This window comes from Kitasatospora sp. CB02891 (assembly GCF_002803145.1).
GTDB lineage: Bacteria > Actinomycetota > Actinomycetes > Streptomycetales > Streptomycetaceae > Kitasatospora > Kitasatospora griseola.
Genome location: NZ_NNBO01000003.1, coordinates 505,857 through 531,615 on the forward strand (window position 1 = coordinate 505,857; position 25,759 = coordinate 531,615).

Consider the following 25,759-nt stretch of genomic DNA (forward strand, 5'->3'; position numbering starts at 1 on the left):
GTGACGAAGGCCCCTCCGTTTTCGGTGATCCGAGGACCGAGGGGCCTTCTTCGTACCCGGAGCACCAGGTAAGGTAAGGCTCAGTAAACAAGCGCCGAGCTGGAAGGGGCCGCACATGTACGTGTGCATGTGCCACGCGGTCACCGAGGCCCGGGTCAAGCAGGAGATCGACGGGGGCGCCACCACCCCGCGCCAGATAGCCCGCGGCTGCAAGGCCGGCACCGACTGCGGCTCCTGCGTGCGGCGCATCCAGGCGCTGCTCGGCGAGAGCGGCGCCCGTCCGTGCCCCACCGCCCGGCTGGCCAAGCGGATCGGCCTGGCCGAGCAGGCCGCCCCGCAGGCGGCCTAGCGGGCCCTCCGGCAGGATCGGCCGGGCCGGGCCTAGCTGTCGGGCTGTTCGATCAGCTGCGCGATGTAGAGCGCCTCGCCGAGCTTGTCGATCAGTTCCAGCTGGGTGTCCAGGTAGTCGATGTGGTGTTCCTCGTCGGCCAGGATGTCCTCGAAGATGTTCGCCGAGGTGACGTCGTTCTTGGCGCGCATCACCACGATCCCGCGCTTGAGGCGGTCGATCGCCTCCACCTCGACCTGCCGGTCGGCCTGGAACATCTCCGTGACGGTCTGCCCGATCCGGACGTGGAACAGCCGCTGGTAGTTCGGCAGCCCCTCCAGGAACAGGATCCGGTCGGTCAGCGTCTCGGCGTGCTTCATCTCGTCGAAGGACTCGTGCCGGGTGTATTTGGCGAGCTTCGTCCAGCCGTTGTTCTCCTGCATTTTCGCGTGCAGGAAGTACTGGTTGATCGCGGTGAGCTCGGCGGTCAACTGCTCGTTGAGGAACTCGATGACCTCGGGATCGCCCTGCATGGCCTGCCTTCCTGACTCTTCGTTCCGGTCGCTGCCCGGTTGCCCGCATCGTGGCAGCCGGTCGAGGTCACTTCCAGTAAGTTCACGCTTACCGGGCGGCCCCGGATCGGCGTTTCGTTCCGCCCGGGAATTCGCTGACCTGCGCAGATGTCGCGCGGATTGGGCCGTTAGCGGGTATCTGGCCCGAATGGCCGGGCGCATTTCCGTCGTGTTGCCCCCCTCCGTCGGAATGCGTTCCCGAAGGGGCCGGACGCGGTTCGGCGAACGTCGTCTGTCACCATGGAGCCATGGGTCAGCACCAATCGGAACCGCCGCCGCCCTCTGACCCGAGGCTCCCGCCGGGCCAGCGCCGACAGCGCGGCTGGCCGGTTCTGCACTACGGGCCGGTGCCCCGGTTCAAGCCGCACAGCTGGGACTTCCAGGTGTTCGGGGCGACCGCCGACGCGGAGAAGACCAGCTGGGACTTCGCCGCCTTCCACGCCCTGCCCAAGGTGACCGTCCGCGGCGACTTCCACTGCGTCACCAAGTTCTCCATGCTCGACAACGAGTGGTGCGGCGTCGCCGCCCGGACGGTGCTGGACCTGGTCCCGCCCGACCCGACCGTCACCCACGTCATGGTGTGGGCCGAGTACGGCTACAGCGCCAACCTGCGGCTGGCCGACTTCGCCGACCCGGCGACCGTCTTCGCCACCCACCACGACGGGCAGCCGCTCACCGCCGAACACGGCTTCCCGGTCCGCCTGGTGGTGCCGCACCTGTACGCCTGGAAGGGCCCCAAGTGGGTCCGCGCCGTCGAGTACATGCGGGCCGACCGGCGCGGCTTCTGGGAGGAGCGCGGCTACCACAACCGGGCCGACCCCTGGCAGCAGCAGCGCTACTCCTACCAGGAGCAGGACGGCGACGGCCCGCTGCGCTGAACCGCTAGAACAGGCTGATGGTGATCGTCACCGTCGACCCCTGCGGGCGCGGCGTCCCGGCGGCCGGGGACTGCTCGGTCACCTTGCCGAACGGCAGCAGGCCGGCGATCTGCGGGGTGAACCCGGCGTCCTGCAGGGCCTTCGCCGCGTCGTCCCGGGACATCCCCGAGACGTCCGGCACCGGGCGCATGCCCTTGGAAACGGTCAGCGCCACCGGCGAGTTCGGGGCCAGCGCCGTCCCGGCCGCCGGGTCGGTGGAGATCACCGCGCCCTTCGGCACCGAGTCGCTGAACTGCTCGGTCGTGGTGCCCGCCGTCAGCCGGGCGTCGGTCAGCGCCTTCGACGCCTCCGCCAGCGGACGGCTCGTCACCTGCGGCACCGGCACCCGCTCCGGGCCGCGCGAGACCACCACCTTCACCGCGTCGCTCTTGCGGACCTTGGCGCCCACGCCCGGATCGGTGGAGATCACCTGCCCGGCCTGCACCGACTCGCTGAACTGCTCGCTGAACGCGCCGTGCAGGCCCTGCTTGTCCAGCACCGTGACGGCCTGCTGCCGGCTCTGCCCCAGCACGCTCGGCACCGTCGCGTACACCGCGCTGGACAGCGTGTACGTCACGCCGCCGACCAGCAGCAGCACCACCAGCACCACCGCCGACCAGATCAGCGGGGTGCGGCTGCGCCGACGCGCGGCGCGGCGGCGGCGCGGCGGAAGGTCCTCGTCCACCGGGCGGACCGGCGGCAGCAGCTCCGGCGGGACGTCCAGCACGCTGGTGCGCTCCAGGCCCGGCGGGGCGCTGATCACCGCGGTCGCCTCGCCCGGGCCGAACTGCGGGGTGGGCCGGCCGGACGCCGGCGGCTCCGCGTCCAACTGCGCGGCCGGCAGCGTGCGGCGCACCCGCTGCACCGCCGCCAGCAGCTCCACCGCGTCCCACGGCCGGGCCTGCGGGTCGCGGGCGGTGGCGGCGGCGACCAGCGCGTCCAGCTCCCGGCCCACCGCGGGGGCGGTGCGGGACGGCGCGGGGACGTCCTCGTGCAGGTGGCGGTACATCACCTGGGCGGCGTTCTCGCCGGTGTGCGGCTTCGCGCCGGTCAGCATCTCGTACAGCAGGATGCCCGCCGCGTAGACGTCGACCCGCTGGTCGGCGGGCGCGTTCTGGCTGATCTGCTCCGGCGCCAGGTACGAGACGGTGCCGAGCAGTTGGCCCGCCTCGGTGGCGGCGGTGGTGCTCGAATCGGCGGCGCCCATGATCCGGACCAGGCCGAAGTCCGCGACCTTCACCAGCCCGTTGTCGGTGATCAGCACGTTCTCCGGCTTCACGTCCCGGTGCACCAGCCCGGCCCGGTGCGCCGCGCCGAGCGCCGCCAGCACCGGCTCCAGGACGTCCAGCGCCGCCCGCACCGAGAGCGCGCCGCGGTCGCGCAGCAGGTCGCGCAGGGTGCGGCCGGGGACGTACTCCATCGCCATGAACACCGCGCGCGGATCCGCGCCCTGGTCCAGCACGTTGACCACATTGGGGTGCGCGAGCCGGGCCACCGCCTTCGCCTCGCGGATGAACCGCGCCGTGAAGTCGGCGTCGCCCGCCAGCGAAGGGTGCATCACCTTCAGTGCGACGGCGCGGTCGAGACGGGTGTCGGTGCCGCGGTAGACGGTCGACATGCCGCCGACGGCGATCCGCTGCTCGACCCGGTAGCGCCCGTCGAGCAGCACGCCGAGCAGAGGGTCGCCTATGGTCATGTCCACCCGAGGAGTCTAGGGGCCGAGTCGCCCGAATCGGTCATCACGACCGGAGCGCCGACACGGCGATCGGGGCGAGCAGCGCGCCGACGAGCAGCAGGTGGCCGATCAGCGCGCCCAGGCCGGCCCGGCTCAGCCGCCGCAGGCGGCCCGCGTCGCGCCCGGCGCCGACCGCGCCGACGGCGGCGCAGACCAGCACCGGGAGCAGCAGCAGCCCGGAGAGCCGCACCGCGCCGTTGCGCGGGGCGTCGCGTCCGGCCGTCTCCAGGCCCGGGGCGAGGTGGGTGAACTGCCAGACCAGCCACAGCAGCGCGCCGGTCAGCAGCGCCGCCGCCGCGCAGAACACCACCGCGCCCACCAGGTCGGCCCGGTTCCGTCGTGCCTGTGCCATGCGCACCCCCTCGGCCCGAGGACGCGCCGGGGCGCCCGGCGGTTCGGGCGCGCCGTCAGAACGCCGGGCGCTCCCGGGTGTCGGCCAGGCCGGCGGTGGGGGAGGAGGCCTCGGCGTAGTAGCGGCGCGGGATCCGGCCGGCCCGGTGGGCGAGGCGGCCGGCCTCGACGGCGCGGCGCATCGCGTCGGCCATCAGCACCGGATCCTGGGCGCGGGTCACGGCGGACGCCAGCATCACGGCGGAGCAGCCGAGTTCCATCGCCAGGGCGACGTCGCTGGCGGTGCCCGCACCCGCGTCGAGCACCACCGGGACGTTCGCGGACTCCACGATCAGCTGGAAGTTGTGCGGGTTGCGGATGCCCAGGCCGGAGCCGATCGGCGAGCCCAGCGGCATGATCGCCGCGCAGCCGACGTCCTCCAGCTTGCGGGCCAGCACCGGGTCGTCGTTGGTGTACGGCAGCACGGTGAAGCCGTCGTCGACCAAGGTCTCGGCGGCGTCCAGGAGTTCGATCGGGTCGGGCAGCAGGGTGCGCTCGTCGGCGATCACCTCCAGCTTCACCCAGTCGGTGCCGAGCGCCTCGCGGGCGAGGCGGGCGGTGAGCACGGCCTCGCCGGCGGTGTAGCAGCCGGCCGTGTTCGGGAGGATCCGGATGCCGTTGCGGGCCAGCACCTCCAGCACCGAGCCCTGGGTAGCGGTGTTGACCCGGCGCATCGCCACCGTGGTCAGTTCGGTGCCGGAGACCCGCAGCGCCTGCTCCAGCACGTCCAGGCTGGGCGCGCCGCCGGTGCCCATGATCAGGCGGGAGGCGAAGGCGGTGTCGCCGATGGTCAGCAGGTCGTCGGCCATCTCAGCCTCCCTGCACGGCGGTGAGGATCTCCACCCGGTCGCCCGCCAGCAGCGCCGTGGTCGGCCACGAACTGCGCGGCACCACGGCCTCGTTGACGGCGGCGGCGACGCCGGTGTTGGCGGCGGACACCTCGGCGACCACCGCGTCCAGGGTGGTGGCTTCGGGCAGTGTGCGGGGTTCGCCGTTGACGGTCAGGGCGACGGTGTTCATGCGGGCACCTCGGTGCGGAAGCGGTCGGGGGTGAAGTCGGTCGCCAGCGGGGAGAGTTCGCCGGTGGCCAGGTAGTCGGCGAGCAGGTCGGCGGTGACCGGGGTGAGCAGCACGCCGTTGCGGTAGTGCCCGGTGGCGGCGGCCAGGCCGGGCAGTGCGGTCGGGCCGAGCAGCGGCGCGTTGTCGGGCGAGCCCGGCCGCAGCCCCGCGTTGGTCTCCACCAGCGGCAACTCGGTGATGCCGGGCACGAGTTCGTGCGCGTCCCGGAGCAGCTCGTACACGCCGCCCGCGGTGACGGTGGTGTCGTGGCCCATCTCCTCGGTGGTCGCGCCGATCACCAACTCGCCGTCGGCGCGCGGCACCAGGTACAGGTGCTGCCCGCGCACCACGGCGCGCACGTTGCGGGACAGGAACGGCGCGTACAGCTTCGGGATCCGCAGCCGCACCACCTGCCCCTTCACCGGGCGGATCGCCGGCAGCACCCCGTCCGGCAGGCCCGGCAGCAGGTGGCTGCGGGAGCCGGCCGCCAGCACCGTCCGTCCGGCGGTCAGTTGCTCGCCCGTCAACAGCCGCACGCCGATGGCCCGGTCGCCGTCGGCCCCGTCGCGGTCGACCAGCAGTTCGGCGGCCTGGGTGCGGTGGAAGGCGACGCCCAGCAGCTTGCAGGCCGCGACCAGCGCGGCGGCGAGGCGGCGGCCGTCCACCTGGTGGTCCTCGGCGACGTGCAGGCCGCCGCGTACGCCCGGGGCCAGCATCGGCTCCAGCCGCCGGCACTCCCGGCCGGTCAGCCACTGCGACTCCAGGCCCAGCCGGCCGTGGAAGGCGTGCAGTTCGCGCAGCTCCTCGCGGTCGTCGGAGTCCAGCGCGACGGCCAGCGTGCCGGTGCGGCGGTAGCCGGTGTCCAGGCCGGTCAGCTCGGTCAGCTCGGCCGCGAACGCGCCGTAGCGCTCGTTCGACGCCATGCCCAGGCGCAGCAACGGCTCCTCGCCGTACTGGAGTTCGGTGACCGGCGCGAGCATCCCGGCGGCGACCTGCGCCGCGCCGCCGCCCGGCGACGGGTCCACCACCGCGACGCTCAGCCCGCGCTGCGCGGTGCGCCAGGCGACGCCGAGGCCGATGATGCCGCCGCCGATCACCAGCACGTCGGTAGGTGCCACAGCACTTCTTCTCCCTTCGCCGGCATGACCCGGATCAGGTTCGGACGGTCGCGGGCCGCCACAGCCCGCCTCTCAGCCCGGTGCGCCGGGCTCCCGTGATGAGGTAGTCCCTCCACTTTAACGCCGGTGCCCGCAGCGGCCGCAGGCCGGTTAGGGTGGACGCCGTGGCTGAGCTGAGGGCAACGGACCGGGTCGTCGTGGTCGGGGCGGGCATGGCGGGCGCACAGGCCGCCCTGAACCTGCGGCAGGGCGGCTGGCAGGGCGCCGTCACCCTGGTCGGCGAGGAACTCCACCTGCCGTACGACCGGCCGCCGCTCTCCAAGAACGTGCTGCTCGGCAAGGCCGACGCCACCGCCTTCGAGATCGACTGGAGCGGCCTCGGCGTCGACCTGCTCACCGGCCACCGGGCCACCGGCCTGAACGCCGGCGTGCTGCACACCGATCGCGCCGAACTCCCGTACCACGCCCTGGTGATCGCCACCGGTGCCGACCCCCGCACGCTGCCGGGCCTGCCCGGCGCCCGCACCCTGCGCACCGTCGACGACGCGCACGCGCTGCGCGCCGCGCTCACCCCCGGCAAGCGGATCGTGCTGGTCGGCGCGGGCTGGATCGGCGCCGAGACCGCCACCGTCGCCCGCGCCCTCGGCTGCCACGTCACCGTCGTCGAGGCCGCCGCCACCCCGCTGGCCGGGGCGCTGCCCGCCGAACTCGGCACGCTGATGACCGAGTGGTACGCCGCCGCCGGCGTCGAACTGCGCTGCGGCGTCGGCGTCGCCGGGGCCGCCGACGGCGGGGTGCTGCTCGCCGACGGCACCCACCTGCCCGCCGACGAGGTGGTGGTCGGCATCGGCGCCCGCCCCGCCACCGGCTGGCTCGCCGGCAGCCCGCTCGCCCTCGACCCCGACGGCACGATCCCGGTCGACGACCGCCTGCGCACCGCGCTGCCCGGCGTCTGGGCGGCCGGCGACTGCGTCTCCTACCCGTCCGCCCGGTTCGGCGCCCGGCTGGCCGTCCAGCACTGGGACCACGCCCTGCACTCCGGCGGCACCGTCGCCGCCTCCGTGCTCGGCGCCCTGGACGCGCCCTACGACCCCGTCCCGTACTTCTGGTCCGAGCAGTTCGACCGCATGGTGCAGTACGCCGGCCGGCACGCCGGGGCCGACCACCTGCTGTGGCGGGGCTCCCCGTCCGGCCGGGACTGGTCGGTGCTGTGGCTGCGCGACGGCGCGCTGGTCGCCCTGCTGGCCGTGGACCGGCCGCGCGACCTGGCGCAGGGCCGCCGCCTGATCGAACGCGGCACGGTGCTCGACCCGGAGCTCGCGGCCGATCCGGCCGTCCAGCTGAAGGCGGCCACCCGCTAGCGGATGGGTAGGCTGGGTGCCGTGAGCAAGATTGATCCCAAGATTGACGCCCTGGTCCCTGCGTGGCTGTACCTGCCCGACATCTCGGAGCGGTGGGGCGTGGTGATCACCGAGGTCCGCGACATGGTGAGGAACCGCACCCTGTTGGCCGTCCGCCGCGGCGAGAACAACTCCCTCCAGGTGCCCGCCGACTTCATCGAGGACGACGGCCCGGTCAAGCACCTGGTCGGCACCCTCACGGTGCTCCGCGACTGCGGCTTCTCCGACCAGGAGATCCTGGAGTGGATGTTCACCGAGGACCCGTCGCTGCCCGGCAGCCCGATCCAGGCGCTGCGCGAGAACCGCGGCACCGAGGTCAAGCGCCGCGCCCAGGCCCTGGCGCTGTGACCAGCCCGGTGGCAGCCCGTCAGCAGCTCGCCGACGCGAAGCTCTACCTGTGCACCGACGCCCGGCGCGAGCAGGGCGACCTGGCCGACTTCCTGGACGCCGTGCTGGCCGGCGGCGTCGACATCGTCCAGCTCCGGGACAAGAACCTGGAGGCCCGCCAGGAGCTCGACTACCTGGAGGTCTTCGCGGACGCGGCCCAGCGGCACGGCAAGCTGCTGGCCGTCAACGACCGCGCCGACGTCGCCTTCGGCGCCCGCCCCGACGTGCTGCACCTCGGGCAGGACGACCTGCCGGTGGCCGTCGCCCGGGCCATCCTCGGCGAGGACGTCCTGATCGGACGCTCCTGCCACGCCGAGACCGAAGTGGACGCGGCGATCACCGAGCCCGGCGTCGACTACTTCTGCACCGGCCCGGTCTGGCCCACCCCCACCAAGCCCGGCCGCCACGCCCCCGGCCTCGACCTCGTCCGCTACGCGGCCGCCGCCGACCCGGCCCGACCCTGGTTCGCGATCGGCGGCATCGACCACGACAACCTCGACCAGGTCCTGGCCGCCGGCGCCACCCGCATCGTGGTCGTCCGGGCCCTCACGGCCGCCGAGGACCCGGGCGCGGCGGCGGCGCAACTGGCTGCGCGCCTGCGGTAGGCAGGTGGGTGACCGATCGCCCCTGGTTCCGCACCCTCACCGGGAACCGTTGGCGGCTCTGGTGGCCTCCGTGCAGTCGTGAACCCCGAATTCCGTGCCCGCCGGGCCGTGCTGCTCGCCCCGGCCGTCCTTCTCGCTGCGGCCGTCGCGTTCGTCGCGCAGCGACCGTTGCATCACCGTGCCGGGTGGCAGCCGTGGCTCGGGACGGTCAATGCGGCGGTGTTCTGGTCGCTGGTCGCGTTGCCGCTGTCGGCGGGGCTGGTGTGGGTGCTGGCCCGGCGGCGGGGCGACCGGGGGTGGGGGCGGTCGTTCGCCGAGGTCGCCGTGGTGCACGGGACGGTTCCGTGGGTCTGGATGATTCTGCTGCCGGGCCCGGGGGCGGGTGTCGCACCCCGGCGGGTCAGCCTGCTGCCGTTGCGGGACCTGTACGAGGTCCTCACCCAGGGCACGCCGGTCACCGCGGTGGTGCAGATCGGCGGCAATCTGCTGGTGTTCGCGGCGCTCGGCTTCTTCGCGCCGGTGCGGTTCCGTGCGCTGGCGTCCGTGCCCCGGATGCTGGCGCTCGGTGCGGCCTGCTCGGTGCTGGTGGAGACCGCCCAGTACGTGCTGTGGCTGGACCGCGTCTCCTCGGTGGACGACGTCCTGCTGAACGCCACCGGCGCCGGGCTGGCCGCACTCGCCTCCCGGCGGTGGTGGGCCCGCTGATCAGTACTTGCGCACCGTCGCCGCGTCCGCCAGCGCCTGGAGCACTTCGCGGGTCGGGCCGTCGGCGATCGGCGCGTTGCGCAGGGCGGTCAGCGCTTCGGTGAGCAGCCGGTCGATGCGGGCCTCGACGATCGCCGGGGCGCCGCTGGCGGAGATCAGGTCGCGCAGCTCGGCCACCTCGTCCGCGGTGAGGTCGGGCGCGCCGAGGCGGGCGTCCAGGGTCTGGGCGTCGATCTCCGACAGGCCGCGCATGGCGTGCGCGACCAGCAGGGTGCGCTTGCCCTCGCGGAGGTCGTCGCCGGCCGGCTTTCCGGTGACCTCCGGGTCGCCGAACACGCCGAGCAGGTCGTCCCGGAGCTGGAACGCCTCGCCCAGCGGCAGGCCGAAGTCGCCGAGCGCCTCGACCAGGTCGGGGCCGGCGCCGGCCAGCAGCGCGCCGACCTGCAGCGGGCGTTCGATGGTGTACTTCGCGGACTTGTAGTGCAGCACCGTCCGGGCGCGGTCCAGCGCGTCGGCGTCGGTGGAGTCGCCCGCCACCGGCTCCAGCACGTCCAGGTACTGGCCGAGCATGACCTCGGTGCGCATCAGGTCGAACGCCGGCTTGGCGGCGGAGACCGCGGCGGCGGGCAGCCCCGAGCGCTGGAACAGCTCGTCGCACCAGATCAGCAGCAGGTCGCCGAGCAGCACCGCGGCGGACGCGCCGTACTGCTCGCGGTCGCCGCGCCAGCCGCTGGACCGGTGCAGGCCCTCGAAGCGGCGGTGGATGGACGGCAGGCCGCGGCGGGTGTCGCTGCGGTCCATCAGGTCGTCGTGCACCAGGGCGCTGGCCTGCAGCAGCTCCAGGGCGGCCGCGGCCCGCTCGATGCCGGGCTCGTCGGCGTCGCCGCCGGCCGCGCGCCAGCCCCAGTAGCAGAACGCCGGGCGGAGCCGCTTGCCGCCGTCGAGGAGGAACTCGCGCAGCGCGTCGGCGACCGGACCCAGCTGGTCGGAGATGCCGGAGAGCAGGGCGGTCCGTTCGGCCATGAACGCGCTCAACGCGGCGTTGACGCGGTCGCGCACGTCCTCCGCATCGATGGGATTGCGGGGAAGACGGGTGGAGGAGGGCACCTGGAACTCCGGATAGATTGGTCTGACAGTCAGACTAACGCCCCCGCCCGGGTGCACCGATCCGTCGAGGTCCGGGCCGGGCCGTCGGGGCCTGTCCGGAAATCTCAACACGTGTCTCAGCCCCTGGACACGGTTTGTCCGGGCCGCGCCGCCGAAGGCTAACCTGCCTGCATGGCACTCGGGATTCCCTCCACCAGAAGCGACCGCGCACAGACCGTGCGTGACCTGCTGGCGGCAGGCGACCGCTCCTTCTCCTTCGAGTTCATGCCGCCCCGCAGCGAGGAGGGCGAACGCAAACTCTGGGACGCGATCCGCCGCGTCGAGGCGCTCGACCCGAACTTCGTCTGCATGACCTACGGCGCCGGCGGCTCCTCCCGCGGCCGCACCGTCAACCTGGTCGGCCGGATCGCCACCGAGACCACCCTCACCCCCGTCGCGCACCTCACCGCCGTCGACCACTCGGTCGCCGAACTGCGCAACATCATCGGCCAGTACGCCGACGAGGGCGTCCGCAACGTGCTCGCCGTCCGCGGCGACCCGCCCGGCGACCCGATGGGCGAGTGGGTCCGCCACCCCGACGGCGTCAGCTACGCCTACGAACTCGTCGAACTCATCAAGGGCATCGGCGACTTCTGCGTCGGCGTGGCCGCGTTCCCGCAGATGCACCCACGCTCCACCGAGTGGGACGAGGACATCAAGCACTTCGTCGCCAAGTGCCGGGCCGGCGCGGACTACGCGATCACCCAGATGTTCTTCGAGGTCGAGGACTACCTGCGGCTGCGCGACCGGGTCGCCGCGGCCGGCTGCGAGACGCCGATCATCCCGGAGATCATGCCGGTCACCAACATCCGCCAGCTGGTCCGCTTCCCCCAGCTGTCCGGCTCCGACTTCCCGCCCGAGTTTCGCCGCCGCCTGGAGGCCGCCGCCGAGAATCCGGCCGAGGTCCGGGCGGTCGGGCTGGAGCACGCCACAGCCATGGCCGAGAGGCTCCTGGCGGAGGGCGCGCCGGGCCTGCACTTCATCACCCTCAACCACAGCACCTCGACGCTGGAGATCTACCAGAACCTGGGCCTCAACAAGCGCTGACGGCCCCTGCGGGCCAGGCTCTTCGCCGCCGCCGGGGTCCGACCGACCGGCGTCGCGGGATTTCGGCCCTTCGGGCCGGGATTTGGGGGCGGGGCAGTCTGAGGTTGGCCCTGCGGGCCGGGCTTTTCGGCGTTGGCAGGGTTCGACAGGCTGGCGGCGCGGGGGTTTCGGCCCTTCGGGCCGGGCTTTGGCGGGACGGGGAGCTGTTGGCCCTGCGGCCGGGCTTTTTGACGTCGCCGGGGTTCGACCGGCCGGCGGCGTGGGGTTTTGGCCCTTCGGGCCGGGCCTTGGGGCCGAGGGGGTTCGAGGTTGGCCCTGCGGGCCAGGCTTTGGTGGGGAGCTGTTGGCCCTGCGGCCGGGCTTTTCGGCGTCGGCGGGGTTCAGCCGGTCGGCGGTGCGGGGTTTCGGCCCTTCGGGCCGGGCCTTGGGGCGAGGAAATCTGAGGTTGGCCCTGCGGGCCGGGCTCTTCGACGCCGGCGGGGTTCGACCGGCTGGTGGTGTGGGGTTGCGGCTCTGCTGGCGGGGCTTTGGCGGGGCGGGGGCTGTTGGCCTGGCGGGCCGGGCTCTTCGACGCCGGCGGGGTTCGACCGGCCGGCGGCGTGGGGTTTTGGCCCTTCGGGCCGGGCCTTGGGGCCGAGGGAGTTCGAGGTTGGCTCTGCGAGCCGGGCTTTGGTGGGGAGCTATCGGCCCTGCGGGCCGGGCCTTTCGACGCCGGCGGGGTTCGACCGGCTGGTGGTGTGGGGTTGCGGCTCTGCTGGCCGGGCTTTGGGTGGGGCGGCGAGCTGTTGGCCTGGCGGGCCGGGCGCTTCGACGTCGGCGGGATTCAGCCGGTCGGCGGTGTGGGGTTTCGGCTCTGCGGGCCGGGCTTTGGTGGGGAGCTGTCGGCCCTGCGGGCCGGGCTTTTTCGATGTCGGCGGGGTTCAGCCGGTTGGCGGTGTGGGGTTTCGGCTCTGCGGGCCGGGCCTTGGGGCGAGGAAATCTGAGGTTGGCCCTGCGGGCCGGGCTTTGGCGGGACGGGGAGCTGTTGGCTCTGCGGCCGGGCTTTTCGGTGTTGGCGGGGTTCGACCGGCTGGTGGTGTGGGGTTGCGGCTCTGCGGGCCGGGCTTTGGTGGGGAGCTGTCGGCCCTGCGGGCTGGGCTTATCGACGTTGGCGGGGTTCAGCCGGTCGGCGGTGCGGGGTTGCGGCTCTGCGGGCCGGGGTGGGGAGCTGTTGGCCCTGCGGCCGGGCTTTTCGGCGTCGGGGGGATTCAGGTGGTGGCATGGGGTTCCAGCCCGGGGGCTGGGCATTTCGGTGCTGGGGGTGGGGCGTGTGGGGGTGCGGTGGGGCGCGGGTGGGGGGTCGTGTTGGGGGAGGGTGGTGCGGGATGCGGTGGTGTTTGCCCGGAGGCGGTACAGTCGCCCGCAATCGCGCGGTGATGGTGGCGTCTGGAGGTTGCGGGGATGGGCATCGGACACCTGTTCCTCTATGGCGCTCTGGCGCTGGTCGCGGTCTGGCTGGTGGCCGAGTTGCTGCTGCAGAACCGGGCCGCGCTGCACTGGCGGGCGCTGGCCCTGGCGGGGTTCCTCGGAGTGGTGGCGGGGATGACGCAGTCCTCCGTGCCGGTGATAGTCGTGGGCGCCGGCGCCTTCGCGGCGGGCCAGGCGATGGTCACCCTTTCGGTCAAGCGCGGTCGCCCGGTCGGCTGGTCGTTGCGTCGCGCGGACGGCTCCCTGCCCGGGCCGCTGGCGAAGGTTCCGCTGCTGGCCGCGGCCACCGGCGGGACGACCGCCGTCGCGGCGGCCGCGGTGGCGGCTCCGAAGGTCGGTGAGGTCGGCCCGGTCGAGGACGAGCCGGTGGAGGAACAGCCGTACGCGTACGAGGAGTTCCAGGAGCTCGACGCCGGGGTCTACACCGAGGAGTCGGTCTCCTACCAGCAGCCGGCGCAGGAGCAGTACGCCTACCAGCAGCAGCCCGACTACGGCTACCAGCAGCAGTACCAGCCGGACCAGCAGTACCAGCCGCAGCCGCAACTGATCGGCTACGACCAGTACGGCCAGCCGGTCTACCAGTTCCCGCAGCAGCAGTACCAGCCAGAGCAGCAGTACCAGCCGGAGCAGCAGTACCAGCAGCAGCCGCCGTACATCCCGCAGCAGCCCGGCGAGCAGCAGCACAACTGGTACCACCAGCAGCAGTACTGAGCCGCCGTCAGGCCGGGCCGATCAGCCCGGCGGTGATCGAGGCGGACATCCCGACCCGGGCCAGCCCGCCGCCGGGGTGGGCGTGCGCGCCGATCAGGTACAGGCCGGGCTCGCCGGGCCGGTTGGCCTGGGCGAGTTGCCCGCCCGCCAGTGCGGGCACCGGGACGGACGCGGTCAGCCGGGTCTCCCGCCAGCGCAGCCGCTCCCGCAGGTCGAGGCCCGCGGCGGCCAGGTGGGCCAGCAACTGTTCGGCGTAGGCGTCCTGTTGGGCGTCCGTCAGAGTGAGCCCGGCGGGAACGGTGACGGTCAGCACGGCCGTCTCGGAGTCCGCGTCGGGCACCAGCAACGGGTCGTCCGGGCGCAGCAGTTGGACGGTGGGGCGCGCGGGCAGGGCACGGTCGGTGAAGACCGCGCGCGCCTCGGCGGCGACGTCCGCGCCGTGCAGGACGGTGCGGTGCGCAGTGCCGGCGGGGCGGGCGCCGTTCAGGGCGAGCAGCACGGTGAAGCGTCCGGGCGCGGGTTCGGCGGGCGCGGCGACCCCCAGGCCGGGGACGGCCGACAGCACCGCGTCGGCGGTCAGCACCCCGTCGTCGGTGCGGACGCCGGTCACCCGCCCGTCGGCACGCTCCAGCGCCCGCACGGGCGTGTCGAAGCGGAACTCGACGCCGCGGCTCCCGCACCGCGCGAACACCGCGTCGGCGAGCGCCCGCATGCCGCCGCCCACGTACCAGACGCCGAACGACTGCTCCATGTACGGCAGGACGGTCGCCGAGGCGGGCGCGGTCAGCGGGTTCAGGCCGTACCGCAGCGCGTACTCGGCGAGCAGCGCGGCCGGGCCGGGCTCGCCGCCCAGCTCGCGGGCGGTGACGTCGGCCAGCGTGTGGCGGCCGCGCGGCAGCAGCCGGGACAGGCCGCGACGCGGCGGCACCGGGTACGGGTCGACGGGGTCGACGGCCGGGCGGGGCTCCTCCAGCAGCGGGCGGCGGGTGGCCTCCCAGACGGTGCGGCCCCGGTTGACCATGTCGTTCCAGCGCTCACCGGCGCCGGAGCCGAACGTCGAGTCCAGCGCCTGGCCGACCCCGCCGCGGGACGCGTTCGGCAGCACCAGTTCGCTGCCGTCCGCGAACAGGTGCCGGCTCTCCGGGTCCACCGGCCGCAGCGCGACCAGCTCCTCCAGCGGCTCCCGGCCGGTCTTCAGCGCGAGGTCGCGGTACACGGCGGGCAGCGCGAGCAGGCCCGGCCCGGTGTCGAACCCGAAACCCTCCCGCCGGTACGACCCCACCTGGCCGCCGTACGTTCCGGCCGCCTCCAGCACGGTCACCCGGTGCCCGAGGGTGGCCAGCCTGGACGCGGCGGCCAGACCGCCCATACCTGCGCCGACGACGATGATGCGAGCCATGGCAGGAGATCTTATGCGGCCTTCACACGGCGACGGCCTCCGGTGGGTGCGTCCACGCGCAGGTCACCGTGCCGGGTCGAGCCCCGGGGTGCGCGTCCCCGCCTTCGCCGGGCGGCGCTCCTTGCGGCGGAGCCAGAACCGCCGGATGCGGGACACCGCGAACCACACCAGCAGCCCCCCGAGCAGCAGCAGGACGGCCGCCGCCGAGGCCGCCAGCCACGGGTGGAAGACCGCCAGGGTCACCAGGCCCGCCACCGACAGGTCCTCGCCCAGGCTGAGCAGGATGTTGGAGGCCGGTTCGGGCGAGGTGTTCACCGCCATCCGCAGGCCGGCCTTGATGCCGTGGCTGAGCAGGGCCGTCGCGCCGCCGACCGCGCCCGCCGCGACCTCGCCCAGCGAACCCGGGTCGTGGGCCGCCAGCAGGGCGCCCACGGTGGCGCCGGCGATCGGGCGGACGAAGGTGTGCACCACGTCCCACACGCTGTCCACGTACGGGATCTTGTCGAGCACCGCCTCGCACAGGAACAGCACCGCCGCGGCGATCAGCACGTCGGTGCGCTCCAGCACCGGCGGCACCGAGTCCGCGCCGCCGAACCGGCCGAACAGGCCCAGCAGCAGCACCACGGCGTAGGCGTTGATCCCGCTCGCCCAGCCACTGGTGAAGATCAGCGGAACGGCCTCCACCGCAGCCCCCTCGCACACGCTCCGTCCGTCCGGCCCTCGGACGGACCCGGCCACCGTACCCGCCCCGCCGACCGTCGGGGGCGTCTGAGTATCCGTACTCAGATCGTCGGTTGAGTACCCGCGCGGATTCCCGGTGTCACGGCGTGACGGCACAGTAGTGGGCAACGGGACGGCCACCACCGGGTGAGCCTCCCGAAGCGCCCGGGGCAGGCCACGTCCAACGGGGGAACGGCGGCCCGCACCACAGGCCCTGGGCGCGACCAACGGCCGCACGAAAGGGGCCGGGCACCGCCGACACGGGGCGGCGGAGCCCGGCCCCCGCCGGGGGAGCGGCCGTGGGGACGACCGACCGGCCACGAACGGCCCGGAGTTGTCAGACCCCCCGTTCACGATGGATGCATGACCGGGCCGACCGGCCCGGGCAAGGTCCGGAGTGAACGGGGGAGACCCATGACCATCAGTCGTCCTGAGCCTGTCGCCCGCCCTGCCGTCGATCAACCCGTCGTCGACCAGCCCACCCTGCCCGCCGCCCGCGGAGCCGACGTCCACCCGGTGCTGCGGCGGGTTCCCGTCTCGCCGGCCGCGCTCGAACTGCTGCGGCACGCCCACCGCACCCTGGTGTTCGCCCGGGGTCGGCAGGATCCGCTGGAGCGCTACGCCACCGCCCACCTCGCCGCGCTGCGCGCCACCGCCGCCGTGCTCGCGGTCCGCGGCCGTCCCGAACGCCATCCGCGCCGCCGCCACGCGATCCGCCCCGCATGGGAGCTGCTGCCCGAGGTCGCCCCCGAACTCGCCGAGTGGGCCGCCTACTTCGCCGCCGGCGCCCGCCGCCGCGCCGCCGCCGAGGCCGGCATCGCCGGCGCCGCCGGGCCGCGGGACGCGGACGACCTGATCCGCAACACCGCCCTCTACCTCCGGATCGTGGAGCGGATCCTGGCCCTGCATCCCTGAGCCGGCGGCTGCGCCGCACCCGGCCCGCCCTGTTCGGACGGATAGGGTAAGGGCGTTCCCGCCGTGGAAGACCTGCCAAGAGGGGTGCCGCCTTGTATCCGACTCGTCCCCGCAGTGCGCTGCGTACCGCCGTGGTGTGGGAGGTGCTGCGGTCGGCGCTGGAACGGCGCTCCGCCGAGCTCGGACGGCCGGTCCTGGAGGTCGTCGACACCGGCGGCGGCACCGGCAACTTCGCCGTGCCGGTGGCCAGGCTGGGCCACCGGGTCACCGTGGTCGACCCCAGCCCCGACGCGCTGTTCGCCCTGGAGCGGCGGGCCGCCGAGGCCGGGGTCACCGACCTGGTGCGCGCCGTCCAGGGCGACACCCAGACGCTGCCCGAGCTGGTCCCGGCCGGCTCGGTCGACGCGGTGCTGTGCCACGGCGTGCTGGAGGTCGTCGACGACCCCGCCGAGGCGCTCGGCCACCTGGTCGGCACCCTCGGCAAGGGCGGCCTGGTCAGCCTGCTCGCCGCCAACCGCAACGGCGCCGTGCTGGCCCGCGCGGTGGCCGGCCAGTTCACCGACGCCCGCACCGTGCTGGACGCCCCCGACGGCCGCTGGGGCGCCGGCGACCCGATGCCCCGCCGCTTCACCGGCGACCAGCTCGACGCCCTCGCCACCGACGCCGGCCTGCGGGTCACCTCCGTGCACGGGATCCGGGTCTTCGCCGACCTGGTCCCCGGCGTCCTGGTCGACACCGAGCCGGGCGCGCTCGACGCCCTGCTCAAGCTGGAGCTGGCCGCCGCCGAGCAGCCCGCCTTCCACGCCGTCGCCACCCAGCTCCACCTGCTCGCCGAAGCGGCCTGACCGCCCACCGGCACAGCCAGGGGCACCAAGTGGGAGGGCCGCTCGTTGCAGAGGTGCAGGCCCCGGTTCGTGGTGGCCCGTGCCACGCCCGATTGACCACGCCGAACCGGGCCCGTGGACCGTATGATCTGGGTAAAGCCGGTAAGCATGACGGCCAGACCGGTGGGGCATATGGACCACGAGGCCCGAGCCAGGGGTGGCGGACCGGTCGCCCCGCGACCGACGAGTAGGAGGACTCCGTGCCGCTCTCGGAGCACGAGCAGCGACTGCTCGAGCAGATGGAGCGAGCGCTGTACGCCGAAGATCCCAAGTTCGCGTCAGCGCTTGAGGGAACCGGCCTGCGCACCTACACCCGCCGGCGGGTCTACCTGGCCGCGGCGGGGTTCGTGGCAGGCATCGCGCTGCTCATGGGCGGCCTGGTCGCGCAGGTCATCTGGGTCAGCGTGATCGGGTTCCTGGTAATGCTGGGCTGTGCGGTCCTCGCGGTCACCGCGTGGCGTCGAGGCCCGGCCGGACACGGTCCACGGCAGGCGGCAGCGCCACGCCGGAAGACCGGCGTCGTGGACAAAATGGAACAGCGCTGGCAGCGGCGCCGCGACGAGCAGAGCGGGCTGTAGCGCGACCGGAACTCACAACGGAGAGATCCGCCCGAGGAGGGAGTCTTCCCTCGTCGGGCGGATCTTTGCGTGCAGCGCCTTCCCGCAGGTCCCCGCGCCCGGGCGGGGCGCGGGGACCTGCGGCGGCTACTCCTTCGGGGTGCGGCGGAAGCGTCCGGTGAGCTTGCTGCGGATCGCGTCCGTGCGGCGGGTGGTGCGTTCGCTGAGGGCGGCCATGCGTTCCTGGGCGCGCCACCAGAGGCGGACGGTGGAGGCGGGCAGGAGCAGGGCGCGCAGGCGGCGGCCGCGGGTGGCCTGGGTGAGCAGGCCGTCGCGGGCGGTGCGGACGTCGGCGCCGAGGTGCGGGGGCGGGTCGGACTCGCGGGCGTACATGACGCGTTCGGTGGCGAGGGCGACCCGGCCGGCGGCCTCGGCCGCGGCGGGGGCGAGGTGGGCGTCCTCGGCGAGCCGGCGGGCGGCGTTCCGGGGAGTGCGGGCCTCGTCGGGCGGCAGGCCCAGGTCCCAGGCGGAGTCGATGAGTTCGGCCCAGGCGGCGAGCACCTGTTCGTCGGTGAGCCGGGGGCCGTCCGCGCCGGGTCCGTGCCGGCCGGCGCCGAGGCGGCGTCGGCGCAGGCGGCCGCGGAGCATCATGGGCGCGGCCAGCACGGCGAGCAGCAGGACCAGGGCGGCCGCGGCGAGCAGGGCGGGCAGGCTCCGCCACCACGCGGTGGCGATGGTGCGGTGCTCGACCACCGCGGACTGGTCGTCGCAGTCGCCGATGCGGTGCTGCTGCGCGGTGCAGGTGCTGGAGGCGGACGGTCCGGCGGAGGGCCGGTCGGCGGAGGAGGAGGCGCTGGGCTGCGCGCTCGGCTTGGCCGTGTTCGCGGCCTGCGGGACGGAGTACAGCGGGGCGGCGCCCCGGTTCGGGGTGGGCTCGAAGCGCATCCAGCCGAGGCCGGAGAAGTACAGCTCCGGCCAGGCGTGGTAGTTGGAGCTGCGCACGATCCGGTTGGAGCCGTCGCCGGTGCCGGGGGTGAAGCCGATGGCGACCCGGGCGGGGATGCCGAGGGAGCGGGACATCGCGGCCATGGTGGCGGCGAAGTGCACGCAGAAGCCCTCCCGGTCCTGGAGGAACTTGGCGATGGCGTCCGGGCCGGTGCGCGGTTCGATCTTCGTGTTGTAGGTGAAGTCGCCCTTGGTGAAGTACTGCTGGAGGGCGACGGCCTGGTCGTACGGGTTGTTGGCGTTCGCGGTGATCTTCCGGGCGGTCTCGCCGACCACGGCGGGCAGGTTGGCGGGCAGCCCCAGGTAGCGCCGGGTGATGTCCTCGGGCGCGGGGGCGGCCGAGCGCAGCTGCGAGGCGTCGGGGTTGACGGTGACCGAGCCGACCGAGTACGAGAGGCCGTTGGTCTTCTGGCCGTTGACGGCGACGACGGTGCGGCCGGTCCGGTCGAAGCGCCAGTTCTGGATGGACGGCATCTCCACCCAGGACACCGGGTACGGCATCGGCAGCCAGGTGGCGCCGAGCCGGTCGGAGATCCTGACGTTGGTGCGGATCGGGTTGGTGGCGACGCCGGCGGCCAGGCCCTCGGGGGCGGGCAGCGTGGTGGGCAGCGGTTCGCCGGACTGGTTGCCGACCTTCCACTCCTCGCCGTCGAACTCGCTGAGCGCGGCGACCCGCAGGTAGAGCTGGTCGGCGTCGGTGGCGTCGGTGGAGAAGCGCAGCAGCTCGGTGTCGTCGTTGGAGCGCAGGTTGGCGGTGAGCGCGACCACCAGGTTGAGCGAGCGTTCGTCGCCGGGGCCGTTGCCCGTCCCGTTGCCGCTGCCGGCTCCGCCGCCGAGGCCGCCGAACAGGCCGGAGCCGGCCGAGGGCAGCAGGGCGGGCAGCAGCAGGGCGGTGGCGAGTGCGATCAGGCCGACCCGGCGGCCGCCGTTGGACAGCGCCACGGCGGAGCGGCCGGTGCCGTGGAAGACCCGGCCCCAGCGGGTGAGCCGGTCCTGGCCCTCGGTGTACAGCAGGATCAGGTAGCCGGCCGCGGCGAACAGGAACCACAGCCACATGCCGCCCGGCGAGCCGGCCAGGCCGCAGCCCACCGAGTACAGGGCGAGCAGCGGCAGGCCCGCGGCGGCGGCCCGGCGGTAGGTGACGGCCAAGGCGTCGACCAGGACGGCGACCAGGGCGACCGAGCCGACCACGATCAGCCGCAGGCCGTCGGTGGTGGGCGCGGGGATCGCGTACTCCTGGATGTCGCTGCCGCCCGCGGCCAGCCGGGTGGAGAGGGCGTCGAGCGCGGCCGGGCCGGGCAGCACGCCGACGGTCATCGCGGACTGCACGGTGGTCAGCATCAGGACGTACACCACCGCGAGCAGCTGGAGCGGCAGCACCAGCGGGCGGGGCAGCGGCAGCGCGCGCAGGCCGGCGCCGGCGCCGGCCGCGACGGCGATCATCAGCAGGCCGTGCGGGGCCAGGGCGAAGGAGTCCTGGAACAGCGGGGACAGGGACAGCGCCGCCAGGGCGGTCGCCAGGGCCGCGCAGAGCGTCAACTTGGCCCGGGTGGTCACGCGCCGACCTCGTCTCGGTAGGGAACGGAATTCTGGGTGCGGTCGGCGGCCCGCCACAGCGCGGGCAGCGAGTCGCCGGCGCGCACCGGGAGGACGGTCCAGCCGGCCGCGCGCAGTCGGCCGATCGCCGTGTCGGCCTGCTCGTCGGGAGTCTCCGGGAAGAGGTGCCGCAGGCCCGACCAGGTGCCGGTGTCCAGCAGCAGGGCGACCGCGCCGCCGGCCCGGCGGCGCAGCCTGGCCAGGCGCTCGGTCTGGTCCTCGTCGAGGTCGCCGACGATCGCCACCAGCAGGCCCTCGCCGCCCAGGCGCAGCACCTCCTCGGCGCGGTTCAGGCCGCCGCCGTCGGAGTGCTCGACCACGGCGAGCGCGTCCAGCAGCACGCCGACGGTCTCGGCGGTGGTGGTGTTGGCGCCGTGCTGCGGGTGGGCGCGGCCGGTGTCGGTGAGCAGCCGGGTCTGGTAGCCGCGCTGCACCAGGTCGACGGAGATCGAGGCGGCGGCGGACACCGCCCATTCGAACGAGGAGGCGGGGCCGGAGCCGCGGTGCGCGGTCTCCCGGGTGTCCAGCAGCACGGTGGCGCGGGCCCGGAGCGGCTGCTCCTCCCGGCGGACCATCAACTCGCCGTAGCGGGCGGTGGACTTCCAGTGCACCCGGCGCAGGTCGTCGCCGTGCCGGTACTCGCGCGGGATGACGTCGTCGTCGCCGGCCAGCGCCAGCGCGTGCGTGTTGGACTCGCCCTGCCCGGCGGACTCGCCGGGCAGCCGCACCGGTGGCAGGTCCTGGACCTGCGGGACCACGGTGAGCACGTCGGCGGCGGTGAACGCGCGGGTCAGCTCGCACATCCCGAACGGGTCGGACAGCCGCAGCTGCAGCGGGCCGAGCGGGTAGCGGCCGCGCAGGTCGGAGCGGACCCGGTAGGACACCTCGCGGAAGCCGCGCGGCTCGACCCGGTCCAGCACGAAGCGCGGGCGCGGACCCAGCACGTACGGGACCTTGTCCTCCAGCAGCAGCAGGCCGGTGGGCACCCGGGAGACGTTGTCCAGCCGCAGGTGCACCCGGGCCTCCTGGCCGGCCGCGGCGCGCTGCGGGCTGAGCCGGCGGCCGGAGGCGACCCGGTAGCGGGTGCGGACCAGCAGCAGCGCGGAGGCCAGCGGCAGCACCGCCAGCAGCACGCCGACCTGGAACAGCGCGCTCTGGCCGAACAGGTACGCGCAGAGCGCGGCGGTCAGGCCGGCGGCCAGGAAGGAACGCCCCCGGGTGGTGAGCCCCTGCAGGGCGGCGCGCAGCCCGGAGGGCCGGGCGGGGCCCGGCACCTCAGCGGCCCTGCGGACGCGGGAGGGGCAGTCGGGACACCAGGTCGAGCACCACGTTCTCCACGGTGCGGCGGCTCAGCTGGGTCTCCGAGGTGGGCAGCAGACGGTGCGCCAGCACCGGCACGGCCAGCGCCTGGATGTCGTCCGGCAGCACGTAGTCGCGGCCGTCCAGGGCGGCGTGCGCGCGGGCCGCGCGGACCAGGTGCAGGGTGGCCCGGGGGGAGGCGCCGAGCCGCAGCTCGGGGGTGTTGCGGGTGGCGGAGACCAGGTCGACGGCGTACCGGCGGACCGGGTCGGAGACGTACACGCCCTTGACCACCTCGATCAGCTTGAGCAGGTCGGCGGCGTGCGCGACCGGCCGCAGGTCGTCCAGCGGGTTGGCGGCCGAGTGCAGGTCGAGCATCGCGTACTCGGCCTCGGGGCTCGGGTAGCCGATCGAGATGCGGGCCATGAAGCGGTCGCGCTGGGCCTCGGGCAGGGCGTAGGTGCCCTCCATCTCGACCGGGTTCTGGGTGGCGATCACCATGAACGGCGAGGGCAGCTCGTAGGAGGTGCCGTCGATGGTGACCTGACGCTCCTCCATCGACTCCAGCAGCGCCGACTGGGTCTTCGGGGAGGCCCGGTTGATCTCGTCGCCGACCACGATCTGCGCGAAGATCGCGCCGGGCCGGAACTCGAAGTCCCGCTGGTGCTGGTCGAAGACGTTGGTGCCGGTGACGTCGGAGGGCAGCAGGTCGGGGGTGAACTGGATCCGGCGGACCGTGCAGTCCACCGAGCGGGCCAGCGCCTTGGCGAGCATGGTCTTGCCGACGCCGGGCACGTCCTCCAGCAACAGGTGGCCCTCGGCGAGCAGCACGGTCAGCGCGATCCGGACGGCCTCCGGCTTGCCCTCGATCACGCTCTCGACGGACGCCCGGACCCGGTCGACCACCGCCGTCAGCTCCGCCAGCCCGGCCGGCTCCCGGCGTTCGCGGCGGTCCTGCTCCGGCTGCCCCGTGCCCTGTCCGTTGATGGTCGTCACCCGTACGCTCCCATGTGCAACAGTCGCCGGGCGGCTGGTTCGAGCCCGGCCCGCCCCGAATACTCGGCGCATTCTTCCCTGTCCCCCGACCAGAAGTCACCCGGCCGGGCGACACGCGAAGGCTTGTCCCGGTTTGGGACGAGGGTGCGGCCCGGACGGTTTCAGCGGATCTCGCGGAGCAGTCCGGTGTGCACGTCGAAGACGAATCCGCGGACCTGGTCGCGGTGCGGCAGGAACGGCGAGGTGCGCACCCGCTGCATGGACTGGCGGACGTCGCCGTCCAGGTCGGTGAAGGCCTCCACCGCCCACTGCGGGCGCTGGCCGACCTCGTGCTCCAGTTCGTGCCGGAAGTCCTCGGTCAGGCCGAGCAGGCCGCAGCCGGTGTGGTGGATCAGCACCACGGTGCGGGTGCCCAGGGCGCGCTGACTGATGGTCAGGGAGCGGATGGTGTCGTCGGTGACCACGCCGCCCGCGTTGCGGATGATGTGCGCGTCGCCGAGCTCCAGGCCGAGCGCGGCGAACAGGTCGAGCCGGGCGTCCATGCAGGCCACCACGGCGACCTTGCGCACCGGGCGGGCGTCCATGCCGCCGTCCCGGAAGGTTTCGGCGTAGGAGCGGTTGGCTGCCACGAAGCGGTCGGTCTCGGACGGCCGGTCGGGGCCGGGAGCAGGTGCCATGCGACGACCGTAGTGGGGTGGCGCGGGCGGCGGGACCCACCTGCGCAAGCCTTTACCCGCCGGGCTCCGGGCCCCGTTCGGACGGCTTCGACCCGGTTCGACCGGCGCGTCCGGAGCGCTCCGCGCCCCGTCCGGCCGGCGGCCCGCACCACCGGTCCGACCTGCGAGGACGGATACGGCCGGGCGGGTGGTGCGCCGTGGTGGAGCGTTGACTGGCGAGGCGTGGGCGATAGTCTGGCGGCGCAGTGGAGCACGGCGGACGGCACCCGGCAACCGGGCGCCCGGCCGCTCTCCGCACCGGGCCGGCCGGCCCGCACGCAGTCCGCGGCCTCCTCCCGCTCCGTGCCCACCTGGCGCACCTTCCCCGGCGCCGGGCGGTCGCTCCTTCCCCCGAGCGAGCGGGCGGGGACCACGGGTGGCGTGCGGAGCCGGCGGGCCGGTGAGCGAGAATGGCGGGGCCACACCTGCACCTGAGGAAGGGCCCGGCCCCCGTATGAGTACCGACAGCCCCAACCCCCGGCACATTCCGGTGATGCTGGAGCGCTGCCTGGACGCCCTCGCTCCGGCGATCTCCGCGCCCGGCGCGGTGGTGGTGGACGCCACCCTGGGCCTGGGCGGCCACAGCGAGGCACTGCTGACCCGCTTCCCCGACGTCCGGCTGGTCGCCGTCGACCGCGACCCGCAGGCGCTGAAGCTCTCCGGCGAGCGGCTGGCCCGTTTCGGCGACCGCGCCACCCTGGTGCACGCCGTGTACGACGAGATCCCGGAGGTCCTCGCCGACCTGGGGATCCCCGCGGTGCAGGGCGTGCTGTTCGACCTCGGGGTGTCCTCGATGCAGCTGGACGAGGCCGACCGCGGCTTCGCCTACGCCCAGGACGCGCCGCTGGACATGCGGATGGACCAGACCCGCGGCATCTCCGCCGCGGAGGTCCTCAACACTTACAGCCACGGCGACCTGGCCCGGATCCTCAAGGTGTACGGCGAGGAGCGGTTCGCCGGGAAGATCGCCTCCGCGGTGCTGCGGGAACGCGAGAAGGAACCGTTCACCAACAGCGCTCGTCTGGTGGAGTTGGTGCGGAACGCCATTCCGGCCGCCACCCGGCGGACCGGCGGCAACCCGGCCAAGCGGACCTTCCAGGCGCTGCGGATCGAGGTCAACGGCGAACTGGAGGTGCTGGACCGGGCCATCCCCGGCGCGCTGGACGCCCTCGCGATGGGCGGTCGGATCGTCGTGATGTCCTACCAGTCGCTGGAGGACCGCCTGGTCAAGCAGTACTTCCAGGCCGGCGCCACCTCGACCGCCCCGCCGGGCCTGCCGGTGATCCCCGAGGAGCTCCAGCCCTGGCTGAAGCTGCTCACCCGAGGAGCCGAACTGGCGACCGAGGAGGAGATCGAGGAGAACCGGCGCGCCGCACCCGTACGGCTGCGCGTGGCGGAGAGGATCAGGGAGACCCGGAGGTAGCCAGCCGCCGGGAGCAGCGGAGCGAAGGGGAGTGGAGCGGTGCCGGTGGCCGGCGAGCGGACCCGGGGGCGCGTCCCCGGGCAGGGGGGCAGGGCACGGATCACCGTCCGGCCCGGGGCGCGCTCGATGCGGGGGCGCACCCCGTTCGCGGTGCTGGTGGTCACCCTGCTGTCGGCCGGGCTGCTCGGGCTGCTGATGCTCAACACCGCCCTCAACGAGGGCTCGTTCACGCTGTCCCGGCTGAGGAAGCAGACCACCGAGGCCACCGACCAGCAGCAGTCCCTCCAGCAGGAGATCGCCGCCCAGTCCGCGCCCGACGCGCTGGAGCAGCGCGCCCGCGACCTCGGCATGGTCCCCGGCGGCGACCCGGTCTTCCTGGGCGCCGACGGCAGCGTCACCGGCAAGCCCAAGGCCGCCGAGGACAACCCGCCGGTGCCGCGCAGCAGCGCCGACCCCTGGCAGCGCCCCGCCGCCTCCGGCTCGCCCTCGCCCGCGGGGTCGCCGAGCCCCGGCGACCCCGGCATCGAGCTGGCCCCCGCGCCGCCCGCCAGCCCCTCGTCCGGGGCCCAGCGGTGACCCGCCCGCCCGGCGACGGCCACCGCCCGCGCCGCACCCCGCCGTCCGGCGGCCGCCCCGCCGCGCCCCGCCGCCGGGTCGGCGAG

At 74.2% G+C, this 25,759-nt stretch carries 26 protein-coding genes and 1 riboswitch; of the genes, 13 read left to right on the top strand and 13 right to left on the bottom strand.

The features are described 5' to 3' along the window. The first annotated feature begins 115 nt into the window (after window positions 1-115). The gene (locus CG736_RS11030; protein WP_100585980.1) at window positions 116-349 is read left to right on the top strand and encodes a bacterioferritin-associated ferredoxin; all 234 of its coding nucleotides are present in this window, start codon (window positions 116-118) and stop codon (window positions 347-349) included. A gap of 32 nt (window positions 350-381) precedes the next feature. Here CG736_RS11030 and bfr read toward each other — a convergent pair whose 3' ends face one another. Beyond that, window positions 382-861: a bacterioferritin gene (gene bfr / locus CG736_RS11035; protein WP_100585981.1), complete on the bottom strand. Its 480-nt coding sequence runs from the start codon at window positions 859-861 to the stop codon at window positions 382-384. A 287-nt stretch (window positions 862-1,148) separates the two neighbouring features. Here bfr and CG736_RS11040 point away from each other — a divergent pair, with 287 nt between their 5' ends. Next, on the top strand, window positions 1,149-1,778 hold the full coding sequence (locus tag CG736_RS11040) for a sulfite oxidase-like oxidoreductase (protein WP_100585982.1): 630 nt from the start codon (window positions 1,149-1,151) through the stop codon (window positions 1,776-1,778). A gap of 4 nt (window positions 1,779-1,782) precedes the next feature. Here the strand turns inward: CG736_RS11040 and pknB are convergent, their stop codons facing one another. The 5 genes from pknB to thiO all read right to left on the bottom strand — a co-directional run bounded on the left by pknB (window position 1,783) and on the right by thiO (window position 6,119). Then, window positions 1,783-3,513, bottom strand: a complete 1,731-nt coding sequence (gene pknB, locus CG736_RS11045) for a Stk1 family PASTA domain-containing Ser/Thr kinase (RefSeq protein ID WP_100585983.1) — start codon at window positions 3,511-3,513, stop codon at window positions 1,783-1,785. A 43-nt stretch (window positions 3,514-3,556) separates the two neighbouring features. After that, on the bottom strand, window positions 3,557-3,904 hold the full coding sequence (locus CG736_RS11050) for a hypothetical protein (RefSeq protein WP_100585984.1): 348 nt from the start codon (window positions 3,902-3,904) through the stop codon (window positions 3,557-3,559). A 55-nt stretch (window positions 3,905-3,959) separates the two neighbouring features. Next, on the bottom strand, window positions 3,960-4,751 hold the full coding sequence (locus CG736_RS11055; RefSeq protein WP_100585985.1) for a thiazole synthase: 792 nt from the start codon (window positions 4,749-4,751) through the stop codon (window positions 3,960-3,962). Window position 4,752: 1 nt separating this feature from the next. Then, entirely contained in the window at window positions 4,753-4,962 is a 210-nt protein-coding gene (thiS, locus tag CG736_RS11060) for a sulfur carrier protein ThiS (protein ID WP_043913501.1), read from the bottom strand. After that, window positions 4,959-6,119 (bottom strand): glycine oxidase ThiO, encoded by a 1,161-nt coding sequence (gene thiO, locus CG736_RS11065; RefSeq protein WP_100585986.1) that lies wholly within the window; start codon window positions 6,117-6,119, stop codon window positions 4,959-4,961. The genes thiS and thiO overlap by 4 nt, the downstream gene beginning before the upstream one ends. Further along, window positions 6,114-6,226: riboswitch (TPP riboswitch) on the bottom strand. Its footprint overlaps the gene before it by 6 nt. A 48-nt stretch (window positions 6,227-6,274) precedes the next feature. On the opposite strand from thiO, the gene CG736_RS11070 reads away from it, so the two are divergent. From CG736_RS11070 to CG736_RS11085, 4 genes are all read left to right on the top strand, one after another. Beyond that, the gene (locus CG736_RS11070) at window positions 6,275-7,480 is read left to right on the top strand and encodes an NAD(P)/FAD-dependent oxidoreductase (RefSeq protein ID WP_100585987.1); all 1,206 of its coding nucleotides are present in this window, start codon (window positions 6,275-6,277) and stop codon (window positions 7,478-7,480) included. A 21-nt stretch (window positions 7,481-7,501) separates the two neighbouring features. Then, window positions 7,502-7,867 (top strand): Rv2175c family DNA-binding protein, encoded by a 366-nt coding sequence (locus CG736_RS11075; RefSeq protein WP_100585988.1) that lies wholly within the window; start codon window positions 7,502-7,504, stop codon window positions 7,865-7,867. Further along, window positions 7,864-8,511 carry a thiamine phosphate synthase gene (gene thiE / locus CG736_RS11080; RefSeq protein ID WP_100585989.1) on the top strand — a complete coding sequence of 216 codons (648 nt, stop codon included), beginning with the start codon at window positions 7,864-7,866 and terminating at the stop codon, window positions 8,509-8,511. Before CG736_RS11075 ends, thiE begins: the two co-directional genes overlap by 4 nt. Window positions 8,512-8,589: 78 nt before the next feature. Further along, window positions 8,590-9,216, top strand: coding sequence for a VanZ family protein (locus tag CG736_RS11085; RefSeq protein WP_232733919.1), 627 nt, complete (start codon window positions 8,590-8,592; stop codon window positions 9,214-9,216). Here CG736_RS11085 and CG736_RS11090 read toward each other — a convergent pair whose 3' ends face one another. Next, complete coding sequence (locus CG736_RS11090; RefSeq protein ID WP_100585990.1) at window positions 9,217-10,323, bottom strand: polyprenyl synthetase family protein; 1,107 nt, start codon at window positions 10,321-10,323, stop codon at window positions 9,217-9,219. A 171-nt stretch (window positions 10,324-10,494) separates the two neighbouring features. Between CG736_RS11090 and metF the strand changes: the two genes are divergently transcribed. Both metF and CG736_RS11100 read left to right on the top strand, forming a co-directional pair. Further along, window positions 10,495-11,409, top strand: coding sequence for a methylenetetrahydrofolate reductase [NAD(P)H] (gene metF, locus CG736_RS11095; protein WP_100585991.1), 915 nt, complete (start codon window positions 10,495-10,497; stop codon window positions 11,407-11,409). 1,440 nt (window positions 11,410-12,849) lie between these two features. Then, complete coding sequence (locus tag CG736_RS11100) at window positions 12,850-13,587, top strand: hypothetical protein (protein ID WP_100585992.1); 738 nt, start codon at window positions 12,850-12,852, stop codon at window positions 13,585-13,587. A 7-nt stretch (window positions 13,588-13,594) separates the two neighbouring features. Here CG736_RS11100 and CG736_RS11105 read toward each other — a convergent pair whose 3' ends face one another. Further along, a complete protein-coding gene (locus CG736_RS11105) occupies window positions 13,595-14,986 on the bottom strand; it encodes an NAD(P)/FAD-dependent oxidoreductase (RefSeq protein ID WP_100585993.1) in 1,392 nt (463 codons plus the stop codon). Between the two features lie 63 nt (window positions 14,987-15,049). After that, window positions 15,050-15,670, bottom strand: a complete 621-nt coding sequence (locus CG736_RS11110; protein ID WP_100585994.1) for a DUF4126 domain-containing protein — start codon at window positions 15,668-15,670, stop codon at window positions 15,050-15,052. A gap of 450 nt (window positions 15,671-16,120) precedes the next feature. Between CG736_RS11110 and CG736_RS11115 the strand changes: the two genes are divergently transcribed. From CG736_RS11115 to CG736_RS11125, 3 genes are all read left to right on the top strand, one after another. Then, on the top strand, window positions 16,121-16,621 hold the full coding sequence (locus tag CG736_RS11115) for an SAV_6107 family HEPN domain-containing protein (RefSeq protein ID WP_100585995.1): 501 nt from the start codon (window positions 16,121-16,123) through the stop codon (window positions 16,619-16,621). Window positions 16,622-16,713: 92 nt separating this feature from the next. Next, window positions 16,714-17,466, top strand: a complete 753-nt coding sequence (locus CG736_RS11120; protein ID WP_100585996.1) for a methyltransferase domain-containing protein — start codon at window positions 16,714-16,716, stop codon at window positions 17,464-17,466. Window positions 17,467-17,705: 239 nt separating this feature from the next. Next, window positions 17,706-18,083, top strand: a complete 378-nt coding sequence (locus tag CG736_RS11125) for a DUF3040 domain-containing protein (RefSeq protein ID WP_043913491.1) — start codon at window positions 17,706-17,708, stop codon at window positions 18,081-18,083. 126 nt (window positions 18,084-18,209) lie between these two features. Here CG736_RS11125 and CG736_RS11130 read toward each other — a convergent pair whose 3' ends face one another. The 4 genes from CG736_RS11130 to CG736_RS11145 all read right to left on the bottom strand — a co-directional run bounded on the left by CG736_RS11130 (window position 18,210) and on the right by CG736_RS11145 (window position 23,635). After that, window positions 18,210-20,624, bottom strand: a complete 2,415-nt coding sequence (locus CG736_RS11130; protein WP_100585997.1) for a DUF3488 and transglutaminase-like domain-containing protein — start codon at window positions 20,622-20,624, stop codon at window positions 18,210-18,212. Then, window positions 20,621-21,937: a DUF58 domain-containing protein gene (locus CG736_RS11135; protein ID WP_100585998.1), complete on the bottom strand. Its 1,317-nt coding sequence runs from the start codon at window positions 21,935-21,937 to the stop codon at window positions 20,621-20,623. The genes CG736_RS11130 and CG736_RS11135 overlap by 4 nt, the downstream gene beginning before the upstream one ends. A gap of 1 nt (window position 21,938) precedes the next feature. Further along, the gene (locus tag CG736_RS11140; protein WP_043916283.1) at window positions 21,939-22,886 is read right to left on the bottom strand and encodes a MoxR family ATPase; all 948 of its coding nucleotides are present in this window, start codon (window positions 22,884-22,886) and stop codon (window positions 21,939-21,941) included. 233 nt (window positions 22,887-23,119) lie between these two features. Further along, a complete protein-coding gene (locus CG736_RS11145) occupies window positions 23,120-23,635 on the bottom strand; it encodes a carbonic anhydrase (RefSeq protein WP_100585999.1) in 516 nt (171 codons plus the stop codon). 493 nt (window positions 23,636-24,128) lie between these two features. Here CG736_RS11145 and rsmH point away from each other — a divergent pair, with 493 nt between their 5' ends. After that, window positions 24,129-25,097, top strand: coding sequence for a 16S rRNA (cytosine(1402)-N(4))-methyltransferase RsmH (rsmH, locus tag CG736_RS11150; protein WP_100586000.1), 969 nt, complete (start codon window positions 24,129-24,131; stop codon window positions 25,095-25,097). A gap of 126 nt (window positions 25,098-25,223) precedes the next feature. Further along, complete coding sequence (locus tag CG736_RS11155; protein ID WP_369880079.1) at window positions 25,224-25,673, top strand: septum formation initiator family protein; 450 nt, start codon at window positions 25,224-25,226, stop codon at window positions 25,671-25,673. Window positions 25,674-25,759: the final 86 nt, after the last annotated feature.

Coding starts and splice junctions, on each gene's coding strand:
- CG736_RS11030 (WP_100585980.1), top strand. CDS start 116: ATGTACGTGTGCATGTGCCACGCGGTCACCGAGGCCCGGGTCAAGCAG.
- bfr (WP_100585981.1), bottom strand. CDS start 861: ATGCAGGGCGATCCCGAGGTCATCGAGTTCCTCAACGAGCAGTTGACC.
- CG736_RS11040 (WP_100585982.1), top strand. CDS start 1,149: ATGGGTCAGCACCAATCGGAACCGCCGCCGCCCTCTGACCCGAGGCTC.
- pknB (WP_100585983.1), bottom strand. CDS start 3,513: ATGACCATAGGCGACCCTCTGCTCGGCGTGCTGCTCGACGGGCGCTAC.
- CG736_RS11050 (WP_100585984.1), bottom strand. CDS start 3,904: ATGGCACAGGCACGACGGAACCGGGCCGACCTGGTGGGCGCGGTGGTG.
- CG736_RS11055 (WP_100585985.1), bottom strand. CDS start 4,751: ATGGCCGACGACCTGCTGACCATCGGCGACACCGCCTTCGCCTCCCGC.
- thiS (WP_043913501.1), bottom strand. CDS start 4,962: ATGAACACCGTCGCCCTGACCGTCAACGGCGAACCCCGCACACTGCCC.
- metF (WP_100585991.1), top strand. CDS start 10,495: ATGGCACTCGGGATTCCCTCCACCAGAAGCGACCGCGCACAGACCGTG.
- CG736_RS11100 (WP_100585992.1), top strand. CDS start 12,850: ATGGGCATCGGACACCTGTTCCTCTATGGCGCTCTGGCGCTGGTCGCG.
- CG736_RS11105 (WP_100585993.1), bottom strand. CDS start 14,986: ATGGCTCGCATCATCGTCGTCGGCGCAGGTATGGGCGGTCTGGCCGCC.
- CG736_RS11115 (WP_100585995.1), top strand. CDS start 16,121: ATGACCATCAGTCGTCCTGAGCCTGTCGCCCGCCCTGCCGTCGATCAA.
- CG736_RS11145 (WP_100585999.1), bottom strand. CDS start 23,635: ATGGCACCTGCTCCCGGCCCCGACCGGCCGTCCGAGACCGACCGCTTC.
- rsmH (WP_100586000.1), top strand. CDS start 24,129: ATGAGTACCGACAGCCCCAACCCCCGGCACATTCCGGTGATGCTGGAG.
- CG736_RS11155 (WP_369880079.1), top strand. CDS start 25,224: ATGCGGGGGCGCACCCCGTTCGCGGTGCTGGTGGTCACCCTGCTGTCG.